The organism is Sphingomonas aquatilis (assembly GCF_014196115.1).
GTDB lineage: Bacteria > Pseudomonadota > Alphaproteobacteria > Sphingomonadales > Sphingomonadaceae > Sphingomonas > Sphingomonas aquatilis.
Map to the genome: position 1 here is coordinate 1,225,528 of NZ_JACIDB010000001.1, position 17,997 is coordinate 1,243,524.

Annotated in this window: 18 protein-coding genes; 13 read left to right on the forward strand and 5 right to left on the reverse strand. The window is 67.4% G+C overall.

Annotation, left to right across the window (positions count from 1 at the left end):
- The first annotated feature begins 7 nt into the window (after positions 1-7).
- From GGR47_RS05750 to GGR47_RS05795, 10 genes are all read left to right on the forward strand, one after another.
- The gene (locus tag GGR47_RS05750) at positions 8-745 is read left to right on the forward strand and encodes an isoprenyl transferase (RefSeq protein ID WP_147036994.1); all 738 of its coding nucleotides are present in this window, start codon (positions 8-10) and stop codon (positions 743-745) included.
- Positions 742-1,539, forward strand: coding sequence for a phosphatidate cytidylyltransferase (locus GGR47_RS05755; protein ID WP_063688669.1), 798 nt, complete (start codon positions 742-744; stop codon positions 1,537-1,539). The genes GGR47_RS05750 and GGR47_RS05755 overlap by 4 nt, the downstream gene beginning before the upstream one ends.
- The gene (locus GGR47_RS05760; protein WP_147036993.1) at positions 1,536-2,723 is read left to right on the forward strand and encodes a 1-deoxy-D-xylulose-5-phosphate reductoisomerase; all 1,188 of its coding nucleotides are present in this window, start codon (positions 1,536-1,538) and stop codon (positions 2,721-2,723) included. The genes GGR47_RS05755 and GGR47_RS05760 overlap by 4 nt, the downstream gene beginning before the upstream one ends.
- A 13-nt stretch (positions 2,724-2,736) precedes the next feature.
- Positions 2,737-3,870: a M50 family metallopeptidase gene (locus GGR47_RS05765; protein ID WP_183949451.1), complete on the forward strand. Its 1,134-nt coding sequence runs from the start codon at positions 2,737-2,739 to the stop codon at positions 3,868-3,870.
- 83 nt (positions 3,871-3,953) lie between these two features.
- Positions 3,954-6,716: an outer membrane protein assembly factor BamA gene (gene bamA / locus GGR47_RS05770; RefSeq protein WP_147036992.1), complete on the forward strand. Its 2,763-nt coding sequence runs from the start codon at positions 3,954-3,956 to the stop codon at positions 6,714-6,716.
- A complete protein-coding gene (locus GGR47_RS05775) occupies positions 6,716-7,426 on the forward strand; it encodes an OmpH family outer membrane protein (RefSeq protein WP_063688678.1) in 711 nt (236 codons plus the stop codon). Before bamA ends, GGR47_RS05775 begins: the two co-directional genes overlap by 1 nt.
- A 33-nt stretch (positions 7,427-7,459) precedes the next feature.
- A complete protein-coding gene (fabZ, locus tag GGR47_RS05780) occupies positions 7,460-7,909 on the forward strand; it encodes a 3-hydroxyacyl-ACP dehydratase FabZ (protein WP_063688681.1) in 450 nt (149 codons plus the stop codon).
- Positions 7,910-8,012: 103 nt separating this feature from the next.
- Positions 8,013-8,246, forward strand: coding sequence for a 50S ribosomal protein L31 (gene rpmE / locus GGR47_RS05785; RefSeq protein WP_024310513.1), 234 nt, complete (start codon positions 8,013-8,015; stop codon positions 8,244-8,246).
- A 47-nt stretch (positions 8,247-8,293) separates the two neighbouring features.
- Positions 8,294-8,605, forward strand: a complete 312-nt coding sequence (locus GGR47_RS05790; RefSeq protein WP_147036991.1) for a PilZ domain-containing protein — start codon at positions 8,294-8,296, stop codon at positions 8,603-8,605.
- A 65-nt stretch (positions 8,606-8,670) separates the two neighbouring features.
- Complete coding sequence (locus tag GGR47_RS05795; protein WP_147036990.1) at positions 8,671-8,997, forward strand: WYL domain-containing protein; 327 nt, start codon at positions 8,671-8,673, stop codon at positions 8,995-8,997.
- Between the two features lie 186 nt (positions 8,998-9,183).
- On the opposite strand, the gene GGR47_RS05800 is transcribed toward GGR47_RS05795, so the two are convergent.
- Both GGR47_RS05800 and GGR47_RS05805 read right to left on the reverse strand, forming a co-directional pair.
- Positions 9,184-9,723 carry a glycine zipper 2TM domain-containing protein gene (locus tag GGR47_RS05800; protein ID WP_017978427.1) on the reverse strand — a complete coding sequence of 180 codons (540 nt, stop codon included), beginning with the start codon at positions 9,721-9,723 and terminating at the stop codon, positions 9,184-9,186.
- 218 nt (positions 9,724-9,941) lie between these two features.
- Complete coding sequence (locus tag GGR47_RS05805) at positions 9,942-12,227, reverse strand: ATP-dependent helicase (protein ID WP_147037324.1); 2,286 nt, start codon at positions 12,225-12,227, stop codon at positions 9,942-9,944.
- A gap of 246 nt (positions 12,228-12,473) precedes the next feature.
- Between GGR47_RS05805 and GGR47_RS05810 the strand changes: the two genes are divergently transcribed.
- A complete protein-coding gene (locus GGR47_RS05810; protein WP_147037323.1) occupies positions 12,474-13,772 on the forward strand; it encodes an MFS transporter in 1,299 nt (432 codons plus the stop codon).
- On the opposite strand, the gene GGR47_RS05815 is transcribed toward GGR47_RS05810, so the two are convergent.
- The 3 genes from GGR47_RS05815 to GGR47_RS05825 are packed head-to-tail and all read right to left on the reverse strand — an operon-like array spanning position 13,759 to position 15,980.
- Positions 13,759-14,049 (reverse strand): hypothetical protein, encoded by a 291-nt coding sequence (locus tag GGR47_RS05815; protein ID WP_147037322.1) that lies wholly within the window; start codon positions 14,047-14,049, stop codon positions 13,759-13,761. The genes GGR47_RS05810 and GGR47_RS05815 overlap by 14 nt on opposite strands.
- Before the next feature lie 18 nt (positions 14,050-14,067).
- Entirely contained in the window at positions 14,068-14,604 is a 537-nt protein-coding gene (gene rsmD / locus GGR47_RS05820; protein ID WP_024310514.1) for a 16S rRNA (guanine(966)-N(2))-methyltransferase RsmD, read from the reverse strand.
- On the reverse strand, positions 14,601-15,980 hold the full coding sequence (locus GGR47_RS05825; protein ID WP_183949452.1) for a pseudouridine synthase: 1,380 nt from the start codon (positions 15,978-15,980) through the stop codon (positions 14,601-14,603). The genes rsmD and GGR47_RS05825 overlap by 4 nt, the downstream gene beginning before the upstream one ends.
- Positions 15,981-16,103: 123 nt before the next feature.
- Here GGR47_RS05825 and GGR47_RS05830 point away from each other — a divergent pair, with 123 nt between their 5' ends.
- Together GGR47_RS05830 and GGR47_RS05835 are read left to right on the forward strand one after the other, a co-directional pair.
- On the forward strand, positions 16,104-16,553 hold the full coding sequence (locus tag GGR47_RS05830; RefSeq protein WP_147036795.1) for a response regulator: 450 nt from the start codon (positions 16,104-16,106) through the stop codon (positions 16,551-16,553).
- A gap of 41 nt (positions 16,554-16,594) precedes the next feature.
- Positions 16,595-17,995 carry an AmpG family muropeptide MFS transporter gene (locus GGR47_RS05835; RefSeq protein ID WP_147036796.1) on the forward strand — a complete coding sequence of 467 codons (1,401 nt, stop codon included), beginning with the start codon at positions 16,595-16,597 and terminating at the stop codon, positions 17,993-17,995.
- Positions 17,996-17,997 lie beyond the last annotated feature (2 nt).

Sequence of the window (17,997 nt, forward strand, 5' to 3'; positions counted from 1 at the left end):
GGTCTGTATGAGCAGCGCACCCCTCCTCTCGGCGGTTCCGAATGCAGGCCTCGTGCCGCGCCATGTTGCGATCATCATGGATGGCAACGGCCGCTGGGCGAAGGCCCGGCACCTGCCGCGCGTCGCCGGGCACAAGGCGGGGGTGGAGGCGGTGCGCCGCGTCACCCGCGCCGCGCGCGCGATGGGGATCGAGGCGCTGACACTCTATGCGTTCAGCTCGGAAAACTGGCGCCGGCCTGAGGAAGAGGTGGGCGCGCTGATGGGCCTGCTGCGGCTGTTCATCCGCAGCGACCTTGCCGAGCTGGTCGAAGAGAATGTTCGGCTGCGCATCATCGGCGACTATCGCCGGTTCGCGCCCGATCTCGTCGCCCTGGTCGACGATGCGGTCGCCAAGACCGCGGGCAACACCGGCCCGGTGCTGGTGATTGCCCTCAATTACGGATCGCAGGCCGAACTGGTCGCGGCGGCGCAGACACTGGCGGCGCGTGCGGCGGCGGGAGAGATCGACCCTGCATCGATCACGCCCGAGCATATCGAGGCGGAGTTGCAGACTGCGGACCTGCCGCCGCTCGACCTCGTCATCCGATCGTCGGGCGAGCAACGGCTGTCGAATTTCCTGCTGTGGCAGGCGGCCTATGCCGAGCTGCTGTTCGTCGAGACCCTGTGGCCCGATTTCAACGGCGACACGCTGGCCGATGCGGTGACCGCATTCGGGCAGCGCCAGCGGCGTTACGGCGGCCTGTGAGCGACGCCGCCCCGGGCAAGCGCCCGTCGGACCTGGCCGTGCGTGCGGTGACCGGCGTCGGCATGATCGCCGTCGCGCTGGTCGCGCTGGCGTTCGGCGGCTTTGCGCTCTGGCTGCTCGCCGCGGTGATCGGCGTGTTCATGATGGCCGAATGGAGCGAGCTGAACGGCGCGCCGCCGCAGACCAAGCGGCTGGGCCAATATGTCCTGTTCGTACCGCTGGCGATCATGTGCCCGATCGCGGCCGGTCCCAATTTCTTCGCGCTCGGGCTGTTGGCCGGCGCCTTCTTCTTCCTCGGCATCGTCACGCGGCGCCCGGCGCTGGCGCTCGGCGTCCTCTATTGCGGCCTGCCGATCTATGCGCTGCTGCTGATCCGGCATGAGCCCGATGGCCTGCGCAACGCCTTGTGGGCGCTGAGCCTCGTCTGGGCGACCGATATCGGCGCCTATTTCGCCGGACGGACGATCGGCGGGCCGAAGCTGGCGCCTGCGATCAGCCCCAACAAGACCTGGGCAGGGCTGATCGGCGGGATCGTCGCGGCGACCGTGCTCGCGCTCGTGATGAGCCGCGTCTATCTGCTGCCGGTACGCTTCGTGGCGGCGACGCCGGTGCTCGCGATCCTGGCGCAGGCGGGCGACCTGTATGAAAGCCATCTGAAGCGCCGCGCGGGCGTGAAGGATTCGGGTAGCGTCATTCCGGGCCATGGCGGCGTGCTCGACCGGCTGGATGGCGTGGTGCCGGTGCTGCCGATCGCGGCGCTGCTCGTCGTGGTGCCGCTGGGATTTCCTGCATGAAGACCGTCACCATTTTGGGCGCCACCGGATCGGTGGGCACGTCGACGCTCGATCTGGTCGAGCGCGAGCCGGACCGGTTCCGCGTCCGTGCGCTGACCGCCAATTGCGATGTCGCCAACCTTGCCGCGGCTGCGATCCGCACGAAGGCGGAGATCGCGGTCGTCGCGGACGAAAGCTGCCTGCCCGAGCTACGCACCGCGCTGGCGGGCACGGGCACGCAAGCCGCGGGCGGGCGGCAGGCGATCTGCGACGCTGCGGCGGGCGCGGACTGGACGATGGGCGCCATCGTCGGCTGTGCCGGCCTGGAGCCGGTGATGGCGGCGATCGGGCACGGCGGCACCGTCGTCATCGCCAACAAGGAGCCGTTGGTGTCGGCGGGCGAGGTGATCCTCGCCGCCGCCGCGGCGTCCGGCGCGACGCTGCTGCCCGCGGACAGCGAGCATAATGCGATCCACCAATGTTTCGATTTCGCGCGGCCCGAGCGGGTGCGGCGGATCATCCTGACCGCCAGCGGCGGGCCGTTCCGCGACTGGTCGCTGGAGCGGATGGCGGACGTGACGGTCGAACAGGCGGTCGCGCATCCCAATTGGTCGATGGGCGCGAAGATCAGTGTCGACAGCGCGACGATGATGAACAAGGGCCTCGAGCTGATCGAGGCGGCACGGCTGTTCCCGGTCGACAACGACCGGATCGAGGTGGTGATGCACCGCCAGTCGGTGATCCATTCGATGGTCGATTATGTCGACGGGTCGATGCTCGCGCAGCTGGGCCCCAGCGACATGCGCGTGCCGATCGCGCATACGCTCGCCTGGCCCGACCGGATGGCGACGCCGATGGAGCCGCTGGACCTCGTGAAGATCGGCCGGCTCGATTTCGAGGCGTGCGATCCGGTGCGCTTTCCTGCGCTGGCACTAGCGCGCGCGGCGCTGGAGGCGGGCGGTGCGCGCCCGGCGATCCTCAACGCGGCCAACGAGGTGGCGGTCGCGGCCTTTCTGGCGCGACGGATCGGCTTCCTCGAAATTGCCGCAATCGTCGCCGATACGCTGGAGCGTTACGACCCGCAGGCGCCCGCCACGGTGGAATCGGTCCTGGCGGTCGATGCCGAGGCACGGCGGATAGCGGACGAGCAGGTTCGGGGCCGAAGCACGGGCCGGACTGGGGGGCGTGTAGAGGTTCACGCGTGAAGGATTGCGCAGCTTGATCCAGTCCCCCGGTATCCTGATGGCGGTCCTCGCCTTTCTGTGCGCCATCGGGCCGCTCGTGTTCATTCATGAGATGGGCCATTATCTCGCCGGCCGCGTCTTCGGCGTGAAGGCGGAGGCGTTTTCGATCGGCTTCGGGCGCGAGATTGCGGGCTTCACCGATTCCCGTGGCACGCGCTGGAAATTCGGCTGGCTGCCGCTGGGCGGCTATGTCCGCTTCGCCGGCGACATGAACCCCGCGAGCCAGCCCGATGCGGCATGGCTGTCGCTGCCCGCCGACGAGCGGATGCGCACCTTCCAGGCCAAGCCCCTGTGGCAGCGCGCGATCATCGTCGCGGCGGGGCCGGCGGTGAACCTGATCCTGGCGGTGCTGATCCTCGCCGGCTTCGCCTATAGCTATGGCGTCGATCGCACCCCCGCCGTCGTCGGTGCGGTGGTGGAGGGCGGCGCGGCGGCGAAGGCGGGCCTGCGCGCGGGCGACCGGATCGTCGCGCTCGACGGCCGCGGGGTCGACACCTTCTCCGACCTCGCGCGCTACGCGCTGATCCGGCCGGGCCAGCAGGTCACGGTGACGGTGGCGCGCGCCGGCCGTGATATCGAGACGCCGCTGACGATCGGCACGGTCCATCAGCGTGACCGGTTCGGCAACGAATATCGCATCGGCCGGCTGGGCTTGCAGAGCGGCGATCCCGTGCTCGCCCCCGTCAGCCTTGCCGAGGCGCCGATCGCCGGCGTGCGCATGACGGGCGAGATCATCGGCGGCACGCTGGAAACGATCGGCCAGATCATCAGCGGCCGCCGCTCGATCGACGAACTGGGCGGGCCGATCCGCATCGCCAAAATCTCTGGCGAGCAGATGGCGCTGGGCGTTTCGGCCTTCGTCTGGCTGGTCGCGATGCTCTCCATCAATCTGGGGTTCATCAACCTGCTGCCAGTGCCGATGCTGGATGGCGGACACCTCTTCTTCTACGCGATCGAAGCGGTGCGGCGTCGTCCCCTCGAACCTCAGGTACAGGAATGGGCATTTCGCGGCGGATTGGCTGCGGTATTGGCGTTGATGCTGATCGTCACGTTCAACGATTTGGGCGCGGTTGGTCTGTGGCAGCGGTTGGCCGGGTTGATCGGCTGACCGGGTTGGGGCAGGGCGTTGCGCTGCGGTTCCCGACGTTACGTGGGTATCCTGACGTTTTTGGGGTGGGTTGAGTGACAGCGATGACAAGTTCCAAGTTCGCCGGCCTGGGTGCCGCGCTGCTCGCCGGCACCATGCTGTCGGGTGTGCCCGCCATGGCGCAGACGGCGGCCGCGCCGGCCCAGGCGCCGGCCCAAGCGCCGGCAACGACACCCGCGACCGGCGCACAGGCGGCAACGGCGCCCGCCGCCACGCCGGCGCCCGTGCGCACGATCAAGTCGCTGCGCGTCGAAGGATCGCAGCGCATCGAGCCAGAAACGGTGCTGTCGTACACCAAGCTGCGCGTCGGCATTCCGTACACCGCGGAAACGCTGGACCAGGCGCTGAAGGACCTGCAGGCATCGGATCTGTTCGTCCAATATCAGATCGAGGGCGTCGAGACCGGCGACATCGTGCTGAAGGTGCGCGAGAACCCGATCATCAACCGCGTGATCCTGGAAGGTAACAAGGCGCTGAAAAGCGACAAGATTACCAAGGAAATCAAGCTCGCGCCGCGTCAGATCTTCACCCGCACCGCGGTGCGGCAGGACGTCAGCCGCATCCTGGAACTGTATCGCCGCCAGGGTCGATTCGCCGCGGTCGTCAATCCGAAGATGGTCAACCTCGACCAGAATCGCGTCGACGTGGTGTTCGAGATCAACGAAGGGCCGAAGTCCAAGGTCCGCCAGATCAACATCATCGGCAACGAGGTGTTCAGCGACGGCAAGCTGCGCGGCGAGATGGCGACGAAGGAATCGCGCTGGTTCCGCCTGCTGTCGTCCAACACGTCCTATGATCAGGATCGCCTGAACTACGACCAGCAGAAGCTGCGTCAATTCTATCTGACGCAGGGCTATGCCGATTTCCGCGTCACCAGCGCGGTCGCCGAGCTGACGCCCGACAAGCGTGACTTCATCATCACCTATGTCGTCGAAGAGGGTAAGCGCTACAAGTTCGGCGATATCACCGTCGACAGCGAAATCCGCGACTTCGACAACAAGAAGCTTGCCGCGTCGCTGCCGGTCAAGAAGGGCGACTGGTACAACGCCAAGCTGGTCGAGGATTCGATCGATCAGCTGAGCCAGTCGGCCGGCCTGTTCGGCTATGCCTTCACCGACGTGCAGCCGGATTACAGCCGCGATCCCGAAACGCTGACGATGGGGATGAACTTCCACATCGGCCAGGCGCAGCGCACCTATGTCGAGCGGATCGACATCAACGGCAATACGCAGACGCAGGACAAGGTCGTGCGCCGCGAAATCCGTCTGGCGGAAGGCGATGCGTTCAACAGCTTCCAGGTGAAGCGCAGCCAGGATCGCATCAACAGCCTGGGATTCTTCCAGGACAAGATGGAGATCAAGCAGAACCCCGGTTCCGCACCCGATCGCGTCGTCCTGGAAACGACGCTCGAAGAACGCAGCACCGGCGAATTGCAGCTGTCGGTCGGCTATTCCAGCCTCGAACGCTTCATCATCCAGGCGAACATCACGCAGAACAACTTCCGCGGCAAGGGCCAAGTGCTGCGCGCGGGCGTGAACTATTCGACCTATTCGAAGTCGGTCGAACTGGGCTTCACCGAGCCGTATCTGTTCGACAAGAACGTCGCGATCGGCGTCGACGTGTTCCGCCGCGACTTCAACTCGTTCAACTATATCGGCACGCAGCGTCAGACGACCTATTCGCAGGTGTCGACCGGTTTCCAGGTCCGCGCGGGCGTGCCGCTGACCGAATATTGGTCGCTCGCCGGCCGCTATGGCCTGTCCTACGATCAGGTCGGTCTTGATTCGGCGACCTATTTCACCAACGGCGTCTGCGATCCGCTGAAGGCGGGCCGTTACCTCTGCGAAGCGATCGGCAACCGCTGGACGTCGACCGTCGGCTATTCGCTGATCTACGACAGCCTCAACAGCCGCCTGCGTCCGACCGCGGGCCAGCGCTTCGCCTTCAACCAGGACTTCGCGGGCCTGGGCGGTGACGTGAAGTATATCCGTACGCGCCTCGAAGGCTCGAAGTTCTGGAACGTCGGCAGCGGCTTCATCGGCTCGATCGTCGGCGAGGGCGGCTATATCCACTCGCTGGAAAAGAGCCGCGGCCCCGGCATCGACAGCGTCCGCATCACCGATCGCTTCTATCTCGGCGAACCGCAGTTCCGCGGCTTCGACATCCGTGGCGTCGGTCCGCGCGTGCAGCGTCAGGCCTATACGACGGACGCGAACGGCAAGCAGATCCTCGTCACCGATCGCGACCAGATCGTCGACGACGCGCTGGGCGGCCGTGCCTATTACCTCGTCCGCGCCGAGCTGGAGATTCCGTTGGGCTCCGGCGCGCGCGAACTGGGCCTGCGTCCGTCGGTCTACGTCCAGGCGGGCAGCCTGTGGGGCCTGACCAAGCCGCTGCCGACCGCGAGCTTCCCGACGATCACCGATTCGGCGGGCAACGTGACGGTGCTGCCCATCCAGCGGCTGCTGACCGACTCGGCGGGCCGCCAGCTCTATTACAACACCTACACGCCGGACGGCGCGACCGCGCCGGCGCTGCGTGCGACGACCTGTTCGATCGGCTATTCGGCGGTTGCGGGCGGCGCATGTTCGGGCAGCGAGACGAACACGATCGCATTCGATCAGGCGATCTCGCCGTTCAAGGAAACCTATTACGGCAGCAGCCCGACGCCGCGCGTCAGCATCGGCATCGGCGTCAACTGGACGTCGCCGTTCGGCCCGCTGCGTATCGACCTCGCCAAGGCGCTCGTCACCCAGAAGGGCGACGATCCCAAGCTCATTACCTTCAACGTAGGGACGCAGTTCTAATGAAGACGATTACCAAGACGTGCGCCGTGGCGATCGCCTCGGCTTCGGTCGCCCTGCTCGCCGGTGGCGCCTCGGCGCAGACCGCCGGCATCGCCACGGCGCAGCCCGACGCGGCGATCTTCAGCGCGAAGGCGTTCGAAACCGCCAACACGCAGATCGGCACGACCTACAAGGCGCAGCTGGATCAGGCCGCTGCGGCGCAGAACGCGCTGAACACGAAGCTGCGCGGCATCCTCGACGCCAACAAGGACGGCCAGATCAGCCAGGCGGAAGCCGCCGCGGCCGAATCGAACCCGACGATCGCCAAGCAGGTGCGCGATGCCCAGGCTGCCGCGCAGCCCGGCATCGAAGCCGCGCAGAACCCCGCGATCAAGGCGCAGGCCTATGCGCTGGAACAGATCGTCGCCAAGTATGACCCGGCGCTGCGCGCGGTCGTGACGGCGAAGAAGATCAACCTGGTGCTGTCGCCGAACGCGATCCAGTACGCGCCGCCGGCGACCGACATCACGCGCGACATCATCGCCGAGATCGATCGCACGACGCCGACCGTCTCGATCACGCCGCCAGCTAACTGGCAGCCGCAGCAGCAGACCGTCGAGCTGCTGCAGCAGTATCGCCAGATCGTCTACGCGAACGCCCAGCGCCGCCAGCAGGCGGGTGCTCCGGCTCCGGCCGCTGCGCCGGCCGCCGGCACCCCGCAGGGCCGCTAAGGACCCGCGTCGGTGAGCGAAGACGCACAGACCATGGGGCCGCTCGATATCGGGCGGGTCATGGCGGCGCTGCCGCATCGCTACCCGATGCTGCTGGTCGACCGGGTCGAGGAGATCGTCCTCGACCGGTCGATCGCGGCAATCAAGGCGGTGACGATCAACGAAGGCTTCTTCCAGGGGCATTTCCCCGGTCGTCCGATCATGCCGGGCGTGCTGATCGTCGAGGCGCTGGCGCAGGCGGCGGGCGTGCTCGCGGTCGAAAGCCTGGGCCTCGCCGGATCGGGCAAGCTCGTCTATTTCATGGCGATCGAGGGCGCGAAGTTCAGGAAGCCCGTCGAGCCCGGCGTGCTGCTGCGCCTGGAGGTCGAATTCGTCCAGAAGCGCTCCAGCGTCTGCAAGTTCGCAGGTGTTGCGAAGGTTGACGGGCAAGTCGTTGCAGAGGCTAACTTTACTGCGATGATCGCCGATCCGCCCAAGGCGTAACGCGTGTGACTTTCGCTGACTTTTGACTTTTCGGCGGCGCTCCGTTACGGGCGCCGCTTCCCTTTCAGGCTGGTCGGAACCAGCCGCATACGGAGCGTGTGACGTGAAGAAAGATACCCACCCCGACTACCACATGATCAAGGTCCAGATGACGGACGGCACCGTGTTCGAAACCCGCTCCACCTGGGGCAAGGAAGGCGACACGATGCAGCTCGACATCGATCCGCTGGCGCACCCCGCCTGGACCGGTGGCCGTGGTCAGCTGCTCGACGCGGGCGGCCAGGTCGCACGCTTCAACAAGCGCTTCGGTGGCGGTCTCACGCTCCGCAAGAACTGATTGGATCGTTGACTCGGCGTTAACCATCGACGCGATACTCTTGATCGATGTTTGCCGCCGAGTTCGAACCTGCAGAACCCAATGGCCGGCGCCGCTCTCCGCGTGCGCCGGTTTCGTTGGATGCGCATATCGGCAAGGCCGCTCGCACCTTGTGCAAGGTGGTCGATCTCTCGATCCACGGCGTTCGCCTGCAAACCTATTCCGCGCTGGCCAAGGGCAGCACGATCTGGCTGACCTTGCCCGAAGCGGGCACGATCGCGGCCGACGTGATGTGGTCCGACGATTATCTCGCCGGCTGCCAGTTCAAGAAGCCGTTGGAAATCGACGTCTTCGACAGATTGCTCACGCAGAATCGCTGACTGCGCTATGACGGACGCGTAAAGCGTCTTGCTGCGATGCAGCATCAGCGATTATGGATGCGAGGATGAACCAGCCCTCTGCGCCGACCGGACCGGTGCCGACGATGTTCGAAGCCATCGTCCGGCAGATGACCGTCACCGCCACCTACAACAAGGGTGCGGTCACGATCGCCCCCCACATCCTCTACACACGGCACGGCGAGATCTACGTCGATGCGACCACGGTCGAGCGCGACGGCAAGCCGCCGCGCGAGGAGAAGCTGGGGACGTTCAAGCTCGACGGCCTGGGCGATCCGACGCTGACCACGAACACCTTCCGCCCGAGTGCGCTGTTCGAGCCCGAGGCGGAGAAATATGTCGGCGTGACGCTGATGGCGGTGGAGCTGGGGTAAGGCTCGGCACGCTTACGGCTTCCGCAAACTCCCCCCGTCACCCCGGACTTGTTCCGGGGTCCACTCTGCGGCGAGGGGGATGGTTTGAGTCTCCTGCCGCCCCCTAGCGGCCCGGTGGACCCCGGAACGAGTCCGGGGTGACGGAAGACGGGCGGGGGCGCACTGTCACCAGCGCGCCCCGTTACCTCAGCGGCAGCGGACCTGCGACTGGTTCTGGTCGATCGCCTTGCCAGCGAGCGCACCGGCCGCGCCGCCGAGCAGGGTGCCGACGATGCGGCTACGGCCGCCATCGATCACATTGCCCAGAATGCCGCCCGCGGCGCCGCCGATGACGAGCCCGGTCGTGCCATCGCTACGCTTGCAATAATAACGGCCGTCATTGCCGGCATAGACACGCTCGTCCGCGCTCAGCACGCGCTCGCGATAATTGTCGCCGCTGCGATAATAACGCGACGGATCGTAGCCGTTCTCGTCGCGATCGCCGGGGTAGCTATTGTTGTTGTAATAGTTTGCAGCCGGTGCCTCGCGATAGCCGCCGGTCCCGGTGTAGCCGCCGCGCGACGCGCGATAGCGATCCACTTCGGCGCGATAGCGGGCGAGTTCGGCGTCGAATCGCTGCTGCGCGGCGGTGAAGCGCGCCTCGTCCTGTGCCGACTGGGCGACGACCGGAGTGGCGGCGGTGAGCGCGGCGGCCGCGGCAGCGGCGAGGGACAGCGACTTGAGCATGGCGATCGTCCTGAGCTTCTTAGTCCGTTGATTCGGAACCGTAACGGCCATACGCGGAACCTACCCTGCCGGTTCCTGAACGGATGGTAGGCGGCGTATCGGCGAGCCGCGGTTGCCGGACGACGCCAAGGTGGGATCGGCCGCCTCAGTCCGTCGCCTCAGTCCGTCGCTGTGCTCGCAATGACGAGGAGGGTGGCCCTCGGGCGGGGGCGCTCCGATCACCCGATCGTGACGAAGCTGTCCATCACCCGCTTGCGGCCGGCGGCTTCGAAGTCGATCTCCAGCTTGTTGCCTTCGATCTCGGCAATCGCGCCATAGCCGAATTTCTGGTGGAAGACGCGCATGCCGACGCTGAGGTCGCTGCGCCCCTTGTTGCCGATGCTGACCGCGCTCGCCCGGCTTTCGACGATCCGCGTCGGCTGGGTGGTGAAGCCGGAGCCGGAGCCCGCCGCGCGCTGCCAGCCCGGGCCGCGGCCGGTGCCGCGCGCGACATTGGCGAAGGGATCGGCGCGCTCGCTCCAATTGGCGCGCCACAGGCTTTCGCCGCCCGACATGGTCGTGTCGCTGTCGGTATGTTCGGGCGGCAACTCGCCGACGAAGCGGCTCGGGATGCTGGAGGTCCACTGGCCGTAGATGCGGCGGTTGGCGGCGTGGAGGATCGTCGCGCGGCGGCGCGCACGCGTGATCGCGACATAGGCGAGGCGGCGCTCCTCCTCCAGGCTGCGCGTGCCGCCTTCGTCGATCGCGCGTTGCGAGGGGAACAGGCCTTCTTCCCAGCCGACGAGGAACACGGTGTCGAATTCGAGCCCCTTGGCGGCGTGGATCGTCATGATCGTCACCTCGGGCGCCTGCACTGCGCCTTCCTTGTCCATGACGAGGCTGACGTGTTCTAGGAACGCGCCGAGCGATTCATATTCCTCCATCGCGCGGACGAGTTCGGACAGGTTTTCGAGCCGCCCGGATGCCTCGACCGACTTTTCGGCCTGCCACATCGCGGTATAGCCCGATTCGTCGAGCATCTGCCGCGCGAGTTCGGCATGCGGCAGGTCGCGTGCCCGGTCGCGCCAGCGCGCGATGTCGCCGACGAAATTGCCGAGCGCGCGGCGCGCCTGCGGGGTCAGTTCGTCGGTGTCGAGGATGCGCGCGGCGGCAATGGTGAGCGGCACGCCCTCTGCGCGGGCGAGTTGATGGATCTTGGCGATCGCCTTGTCGCCAAGGCCGCGCTTGGGGACGTTGACGATGCGTTCGAAGGCCAGATCGTCCGAAGGCTGGTTGACGATGCGCAGATAGGCGAGCGCGTCGCGGATTTCGGCGCGTTCGTAGAAGCGATAGCCGCCGACGATGCGGTACGGCATGCCGATCGAGATGAAGCGGTCTTCGAACTCGCGCGTCTGGTGCTGTGCGCGGACGAGGATCGCGATATGATCGAGCGGGGTGCCGTTCCGCTGCGCGGCCTCAATCTCGTCGCTGACCCGGCGGGCTTCTTCGGGGCCGTCCCACACCCCCAGCACGCGCACCTTCTCGCCCACATCGAGTTCGGTCCACAGCGTCTTGCCGAGCCGACCGCCGTTATGCGCGATGACGCCCGATGCGGCGCCGAGGATATGCGGCGTCGACCGGTAATTCTGTTCGAGGCGGATCACCTTGGCGCCGGGAAAATCCTTCTCGAACTTCAAGATGTTTTCGACCTGTGCGCCGCGCCACGAATAGATGGACTGATCGTCGTCGCCGACGCAGGCGATGTTCTTGCGCGTCTGCGCCAGCAGCCGCAGCCACAGATACTGGACGATGTTGGTGTCCTGATATTCGTCCACCATGATGTATTTGAAGCGGTCCTGATAAGTCCGCAGCACGTCGGCATGCGTCTTCAGGATGGTGAGCATGTGGAGCAGCAGGTCGCCGAAGTCGCAGGCGTTCACGCTGCGCAGCCGCGCCTGATATTGCGCGTACAGCTCGCCACCGCGCCCGTTGGCGTAGCGTTCGCTTTCGCCGGCATCGATATCGGCGGGGACCAGGCCCCTGTTTTTCCAATCGTCGATCAGGCCGGCGAGGCTGCGCGCGGGGAAGCGCTTTTCGTCGATGTCCGCGGCGACGATCAGCTGCTTGAGCAACCGCAACTGATCGTCGGTATCGAGGATGGTGAAGTTCGACTGCAATCCGACCAGCTCGGCATGACGGCGGAGCATCTTGGCGCCGATCGCGTGGAAGGTGCCGAGCCACGGCATGCCCTCCACCGCGTCGCCGACCATCCGGCCGACGCGCTCGCGCATCTCGCGCGCGGCCTTGTTGGTGAAGGTGACGGCGAGGATCTCCGACGGCCACGCCTTGCGCGTCCACAGCAGATGCGCGAGCCGCGCGGTCAGCGCCGCGGTCTTGCCCGTACCGGCGCCGGCCAGCATCAGCACCGGGCCTTCGGTGGTGAGCACTGCGTCGCGCTGCGGCGGGTTCAACCCCTTGAGATACGGCGGATCCTGCAGGGCGGCGGGGGAGGCGGTGTCGGTCACCGGCGAACAGGTAGGGAACGGCGCTTGGCTCGGCAAGCTGCGAGCGCGGCAAGCCCGGAAAAATCGGGGCAGCCACCGGTGCGGCCGCCCCGTAGTTCAGGGAGCACCAGTCGACAGAAAGGCGACCGATACATCGCGACCCACAGGGGGAGGGGAGCCGCGGTGGCACCTCGCTAGCGGCGGAATGTTGCGAAGGGATGGCAACTTTGTTGCCAGATGCCTTTGTTTGGGGGTTAGAAAGGCGGCATGAGCCAATTCCCCGCCGCCAAAGTCCCGGACGCCGCCGTCACGCCAGCCTCGCCGCGCCGGATCCTGACCGCGAGTCTGGTCGGTACGGCCGTGGAATTCTACGATTTCTACATTTACGCCACCGCCGCGGCGCTGGTGTTTCCGGCGCTGTTCTTTCCGGGGGAAAGTGCATCGGCGCGGCAGATGATGAGCTTCGCGAGCTTTGCCGTGGCCTTCTTCGCGCGGCCGATCGGTGCGGCGGTGTTCGGGCATTTCGGCGACCGGATCGGGCGCAAGTCGACCCTGGTCGCCAGCCTGTTGCTGATGGGCGGATCGACGGTCGCGATCGCCTTCCTGCCGACCTATAAACAATTCGGCATCTGGGCGCCGCTGCTGTTGTGCCTGATGCGGTTGGGGCAGGGGCTGGGGCTGGGCGGCGAATGGGGCGGCGCGGCGCTGCTTGCGGTCGAGAATGCACCGCCGCATCGGCGCAACACCTGGGGCATGTTCCCCCCGCTGGGGGCGCCGGTCGGCTTCATCCTGGCGAACGGATTGTTCCTGCTGCTGGGGCTGGTGCTGAGCGACGGGCAGTTCCGCGCCTGGGGGTGGCGCCTGCCGTTCCTGGTGAGCGCAGTGCTGGTCGCGCTCGGCCTTTGGATCCGGCTGAAGCTGACCGAGACGCCCGCCTTCGTCGAAGCGGCCAAGGCCGAAGCGCTGCCCAAGGTGCCGCTCGCGACGCTGTTCGCCGGTCATGGTCGCGCGCTGCTGGCCGGCACCGGCGGGGTGGTGGCGTGCTTCGCGCTCTTCTATCTCGCGACCGCCTTTACGCTCAGCTACGGCACGACGACGCTGGGCTATGACAAGACGGCGCTGCTCGGCGTCGAGCTGGTCGCGATCCTGTTTCTGGCCGCAGGCGTGATTGTCGCGAGCGTGCTGGCGGACCGGACGGGGGCGGAGCGGATGCTGGTGATCGGCTTTCTGGGCTGCATCGTCGCCGGCGCGCTGATGGGGCCGATGCTGGGCGCCGGATCGCTGGTCGTGGTGTTCGCGTGGCTGGCCTTCGCACTGTTCGTGATGGGCTTTGCCTATGGCCCGCTCGGCGGCTGGCTGCCGACGCTGTTTCCGGCGGGCGTGCGCTACACCGGTGTGTCGATGACGTTCAACGTCGGCGGCATTCTGGGCGGGGCGCTCGCGCCGATCGCGGCGCAGGCGCTGGCCGCGCGGGGGCTGTGGTGGATCGGCCTGTATCTGGTCGCGGCGGGCATCGTGAGCCTCGCCGGCCTTGCGCTGTTGCCGCGGGTCATCACCGCCGACTGAACCAGCGCGGCCAGCGCGACACGCTGCGTTTCGGGACGTCGGCCTCGGAATAGCCGGTCGCATTGAGCAGGAAGCTGGCGAGCAGCAACGCCTGGTTGCGGCTCAGCACCAGCCGCGTCGTCGCGATCTGCTGATTGTCGAGCGCCTGTGCGGATGGCGTCGTCTGCACCTCCAGCTCGATGCCCTTGGGCAAGGGGTGATGCACCCATCCGACCACCGCCTGCGGCCCCGACCGCCGCGGGGCATCGTAATGGTGGGGAATGAACTGCGTCGCCATGGCTCCCTCCTGTTGCGATCAGGCGGCCCGCAACAGTGTCACACGGGCCTTCCCATGCACGCGGCTGGTGTCGATGGCGAACCCGGCGACCTCGACCGCCTCGTCGCGTGCGGTCTCTATGCTGACCCAGGTCGCGGCGTTCGTCCAGCCCAGCCGCGCCAATTTATCCAAGGCTACCAAGCCTGCGCCGGTGCCGTAGGGCGGGTCCATCATGATGAGGTCGAGCGGCGCGCGCGCCGGCCCCAGCGCCATCACCGATCCACTGCGCACGTCGCCGCGCGTGCCGAGCTTGGCGAGGTTCGCCTTCAGCGCATCCAGCGCCGCGCCGTCCTGTTCGACGAACAGGCACGATGCCGCGCCACGCGACAGCGCCTCGATCCCCAGCGCGCCCGATCCGGCGAACAGATCGGCGACGGCGAGCCCTTCGAAGCTGCCGAGGCGGCTGGTGAGCATCGAGAACAACGCCTCGCGTGTGCGGTCGGCGGTGGGGCGCGTCGCATCACCCTTGGGCGCGACGAGTGGACGCCCGCGCCACTGGCCGGCGATCACCCTCACGAGCGGCCTCCGCGCGGTCCGCCCTTCGGCCCGCCCTTGAAGCCACCGCTGGGCGGACGCCCGCCCGATGGGCGCGGCGAGCCGCCGCCTGCGGGGCCGCCGCGCGTCGGGGCGTCGCCGCGGGGATGACGCTGGCCGGTGCGGGATGCGCCGGGCTTGCCTTGGCCGACACGGGGAGCGCCGGAGCGGTTGCGGTCGCCGCTGCGATCGGCGCCGCGTTCATCCTGACGCTCCCACGGCTTCATCGCCGAGCCGCCGGTGGGGACGTTGGCCTTGCCGTCGCGGGCGTCGTCGCGTGCGCGCGCGTCGGTTCGGGTCCGCGTGCGGGCGCCGCGATCGGTCGTCGCGGGGGTGCGGAAGCCGGGGCGGGGCGCTTCGCCCGTGGCGGGCGCGCGCGGGTTCGCCGTGCGGGCGGGGGCGGGACGGTCCGCGCTGCCTTCGGGACGCGGGCGCGATCGTGTCGGGCGCTCGTCTGGCGTGGTCGGCCGTACGGTTGCCGGCCGCTCCATGCCGCGCTCGGCGCCGCGGCGCGTGCGAGTGGTGCGATCGACGCTGGGCGCGGTGCGGAAGCCGGCACGGGGGGCGGCCGCGATCGGCTCGTCCGGCGCGCCGCCCTTCAGCGTCTTGCGGAAGCCGACGATCTCATGCTGCTTCACCTCGCCGATCCCGCCGACCGGCAGGTCGCCGAGCACGAACGGGCCGTAGCGGGTGCGGATCAGGCGGCTGACCTGCAGCCCCAGATGTTCGAGGACGCGGCGCACCTCGCGGTTCTTGCCTTCGGTGATCGTGATCTCGATCCATACGTTGGCGCCGGTGCGCCGCTCGATATTGGCGTCGATCGAGCCGTAGCGAATGCCCTCGATCTCGACGCCCTCGGCCAGCTCCTCGAGCTGCTGCTGCGTGACGTTGCCATAGGCGCGCGCGCGATAGCTGCGCTCGACACCGGTCGCGGGCAGCTCCAGCTGCCGCTTGAAGCCGCCGTCGGTGGTCAGCAGCAGCAGCCCCTCGGTATTGAGGTCGAGCCGCCCAACGGGCACCAGCCGCGGCAGGTCGTGGGGCAGGCGATCGTAGATCGTCGGCCGCCCCTTGGGGTCGCGTTCGGTGACCAGCAGCCCGGTCGGCTTGTGATACAGGAACAACCGCGTCGGTTCGGGTGAGCCGACGGGCTGGCCATCGACGGTCACGCCGCGCAGCGACGTCAGCACGGTGGCGGGCGTGTCGAGTACCTTGCCGTCGAGCGCGACGCGCCCTTCGGCGATCATCCGTTCGATCTCGCGACGGCTGGCGACGCCCGCGCGGGCCAGCAGTTTCGCGATCCGGTCGCCGGGCGTCTTGCCCGCGGCGGCAGGGGTGCGGGGGTCTTTGGGGTCGGCCATCGTCGCCCCATACGCGCAATTGTGCCGCGCGTGAAAAAATTTGCGTCACTTGCCGCCAGATGCGCGTTAACCGAATCGGGCGTGACATGGGATAACGCCGTCAACCAAGGGGCATAGCGGCATATGTTGTTCGGGCGGAAGAAGCGGCTGATCGAACGGCTGCTGGTGGTCGAGGACGAGCCACTCATCGCCTTCGATACCGAACATATTCTGCGCGAGGCGGGCTATACGATCATTGCGACGGTAGACCGCGTGGCAGAGGCGGTGTCGGTGCTGGAATCGGGCGAGGCGCTCGACCTGGTGCTGGTCGACGTCAATCTGGCGGACGGATCGGGGCTGGACGTCGCGCGCAGTGCCCGTGCCGCCGCGGTGCCGGTGCTGTTCGTCACCGGTCGCTTCCCGCCCGAGGCGGAGGCGCTGGCGACCGGGCGCCTGGTCAAACCCTATCAGCAACGCGACCTGATCGGATCGATCGAGGCGATCGACGCCGCGCTCGCCGGCAAGCGCCCGCGCAAGCTGCCCACGGGCTTCGCATTGTTCGCCGCACCGCCGGGGGAAGCGCCCGCCGCGTAATCCCGCTGGTCGGCGGCGAATAAGCCGTTAGTGTTGCCGCCATGTTGACCGGCAACAATCTCTACTTCCTCATCGTCGCGGCCTTCGCCGCACTCGTCGTCGCGATCATGCGCCGCTCCCCGGCAATCCGGGCACGGCTGACGCCGCTGGCGCCCTATGCGGAACGCGGGCCGATCGCGGTATTCTTCATGGGCATTTCGTCCGGCCTCGCCTTTACGATGATCGGCGCGACGCTGACGACGCGGCTGAAGCAGGACGGGCTGGACAAGGCGACGATCACCGCCTTCACGCTGGGCTTCCTCGTCTACAATCTGAAGCCGCTGTGGGCCTGGATGGTCGACGGGGTCCGGCTGCCGCTGATCGGCGCACTGGGGCAGCGCGTATCGTGGATCCTGCTGGCGGGCGTGATGGTGATCGCGGCGGTCACCAATCTGGCACTGGTTGATCCGGCGGCGAATTTGCAGGCGACGATCATCGCGGTCGTGCTGGTCGGCTTTGCCGGCGCGACCTACGACATCGTCATCGACGCCTATCGTATCGAGACGCTGGAGCCCGAACAGATGGGCGTCGGATCGGGCATGACGCAATATGGCTGGAAGATCGGGTCGGTGCTGGCCGGATCGCTGGCGTTGGTGATCGCGGCGCGATCGAACTGGCATGTCGCCTATCTCGCCTGCGTGCTGTTCGCGCTGCCGGCGATGATCGTCGCGCTGACCCGCGGCGAGCCGGCGCGGCGGCGCGAGCCGGCGCAGCGGCGCGGGCTTGCCGAGGTGCAAGCGTCGATCGTCGGGCCGTTCCTGGAATTCTTCCGCCGCCACGGCGCGTGGCTGATCCTCGCGTTCATCCTGCTCCACAAGATCGGCGATACGCTGGGGCAGCAGGCGCTGCGTCTGCTGCTCGACGACCTGGGCTTCACCAATGACGAGATTGCGCTGTACGACGTGGTCATCGGCTTCTGGGCGTTCTGGATCGGTCTGGCGCTCGGCGGCGTGCTGTATGCGCGGCTGGGCCTGAAGCGATCGGTGATGCTCAGCCTGATCCTGATGATGGTGTCCAACGCCAGCTTCGCGCTGCTCGCGGCATCGGGGCATTCGAACCTCGGCCTCGCGGGCGCGATGGCGTTCGAGAATATGGCGAGCGGCATCGGCGGCGTCACCGTCGTCGCCTATTTCTCGGCGCTCTGCGACCTGCGCTTCACCGCGTCGCAATATGCGTTGATCTCCGCGGCGGCGAGTATCGTCGGCCGTATCCTGACCGCGACGACGACGGGGCAATTGGTCGACCGCTTCGGCTATGTCGCCTTCTATTGGGGCACGACCTTTGCCGCGCTGCCCGGTGTGCTGCTGTTCTGGTGGATGAGCCGGTCGGGCCTGATCGACCGTTCGATGGGCAGCGCCGGCACGGCGGGCGAGGGCGACGTGCGCGAAGCGCCGAAGGACTGACG

Bases quoted from the DNA above. Each gene is read 5' to 3' on its own strand.
- GGR47_RS05815 (WP_147037322.1), bottom strand. From the start codon at position 14,049: ATGGCGACGCAGTTCATTCCCCACCATTACGATGCCCCGCGGCGGTCG.
- GGR47_RS05775 (WP_063688678.1), top strand. From the start codon at position 6,716: ATGAAGACGATTACCAAGACGTGCGCCGTGGCGATCGCCTCGGCTTCG.
- GGR47_RS05800 (WP_017978427.1), bottom strand. From the start codon at position 9,723: ATGCTCAAGTCGCTGTCCCTCGCCGCTGCCGCGGCCGCCGCGCTCACC.
- GGR47_RS05830 (WP_147036795.1), top strand. From the start codon at position 16,104: ATGTTGTTCGGGCGGAAGAAGCGGCTGATCGAACGGCTGCTGGTGGTC.
- GGR47_RS05810 (WP_147037323.1), top strand. From the start codon at position 12,474: ATGAGCCAATTCCCCGCCGCCAAAGTCCCGGACGCCGCCGTCACGCCA.
- GGR47_RS05790 (WP_147036991.1), top strand. From the start codon at position 8,294: ATGTTTGCCGCCGAGTTCGAACCTGCAGAACCCAATGGCCGGCGCCGC.
- GGR47_RS05825 (WP_183949452.1), bottom strand. From the start codon at position 15,980: ATGGCCGACCCCAAAGACCCCCGCACCCCTGCCGCCGCGGGCAAGACG.
- bamA (WP_147036992.1), top strand. From the start codon at position 3,954: ATGACAAGTTCCAAGTTCGCCGGCCTGGGTGCCGCGCTGCTCGCCGGC.
- GGR47_RS05795 (WP_147036990.1), top strand. From the start codon at position 8,671: ATGAACCAGCCCTCTGCGCCGACCGGACCGGTGCCGACGATGTTCGAA.
- fabZ (WP_063688681.1), top strand. From the start codon at position 7,460: ATGGGGCCGCTCGATATCGGGCGGGTCATGGCGGCGCTGCCGCATCGC.
- GGR47_RS05760 (WP_147036993.1), top strand. From the start codon at position 1,536: ATGAAGACCGTCACCATTTTGGGCGCCACCGGATCGGTGGGCACGTCG.
- GGR47_RS05835 (WP_147036796.1), top strand. From the start codon at position 16,595: ATGTTGACCGGCAACAATCTCTACTTCCTCATCGTCGCGGCCTTCGCC.
- GGR47_RS05750 (WP_147036994.1), top strand. From the start codon at position 8: ATGAGCAGCGCACCCCTCCTCTCGGCGGTTCCGAATGCAGGCCTCGTG.